The sequence below is a fragment of the Oceanicola sp. S124 genome, assembly GCF_000220565.1.
GTDB lineage: Bacteria > Pseudomonadota > Alphaproteobacteria > Rhodobacterales > Rhodobacteraceae > Pseudooceanicola.
On sequence record NZ_AFPM01000016.1, the window covers coordinates 1 to 1,203 of the forward strand.

The 1,203-nt window shown below is 64.1% G+C and carries 1 protein-coding gene; it reads left to right on the forward strand.

The features are described 5' to 3' along the window. Positions 1 to 1,176, forward strand: a 1,176-nt coding sequence (tuf, locus tag OS124_RS0101320) for an elongation factor Tu (RefSeq protein WP_010137463.1), incomplete at its 5' end; no start/stop codon positions are given. Positions 1,177 to 1,203 lie beyond the last annotated feature (27 nt).

Consider the following 1,203-nt stretch of genomic DNA (forward strand, 5'->3'; position numbering starts at 1 on the left):
ATGGCAAAGGCAAAGTTTGAACGCGGCAAGCCGCACTGCAACATCGGCACGATCGGTCACGTTGACCACGGCAAGACGACGCTGACGGCGGCGATCACGAAGTACTTCGGTGACTTCAAGGCCTACGACCAGATCGACGGCGCGCCGGAAGAGAAAGCCCGCGGCATCACCATCTCGACCGCGCACGTCGAGTACGAGACCGAGGCGCGTCACTACGCCCACGTCGACTGCCCCGGCCACGCCGACTACGTGAAGAACATGATCACCGGTGCTGCCCAGATGGACGGCGCGATCCTGGTGGTGAACGCCGCTGACGGCCCGATGCCGCAGACCCGCGAGCACATCCTGCTGGGCCGCCAGGTGGGTATCCCCGCCATGGTCGTGTTCATGAACAAGGTTGACCAGGTCGACGACGAAGAGCTGCTCGAGCTCGTCGAGATGGAAATCCGCGAACTGCTGTCGGCTTACGACTTCCCCGGCGACGACATCCCCGTCATCGCAGGTTCGGCCCTGGCCGCGATGGAAGGCCGCGATCCCGAGATCGGCGAGAACAAGATCCGCGAACTGATGGCCGCCGTGGACGAGTACATCCCGCAGCCCGCCCGTGCCGTGGACCAGCCCTTCCTGATGCCGATCGAGGACGTGTTCTCGATCTCCGGCCGTGGTACGGTTGTGACCGGCCGTGTCGAGCGTGGCGTGGTGAACGTCGGCGACGAACTGGAAATCGTCGGCATCAAGGACACCAAGAAGACCACCTGCACCGGTGTCGAGATGTTCCGCAAGCTGCTGGACCGCGGTGAAGCCGGCGACAACATCGGCGCGCTGCTGCGCGGCATCGACCGTGAAGGCGTCGAGCGTGGCCAGGTTCTCTGCAAGCCGGGTTCGGTCAAGCCGCACACCGACTTCGAAGCCGAGGTCTACATCCTGACCAAGGACGAAGGTGGCCGTCACACGCCGTTCTTCGCCAACTACCGTCCGCAGTTCTACTTCCGTACGACGGACGTGACCGGCACCGTGACGCTGCCCGAGGGCACCGAGATGGTGATGCCCGGCGACAACCTGAAGTTCACCGTGGAACTGATCGCTCCGATCGCCATGGAAGACGGCCTGCGTTTCGCCATCCGTGAAGGTGGCCGGACCGTCGGTTCGGGCGTCGTCTCGAAGATCCTCAAGTAAGGATCACAGCGGGCCGCCGGAGTGCCG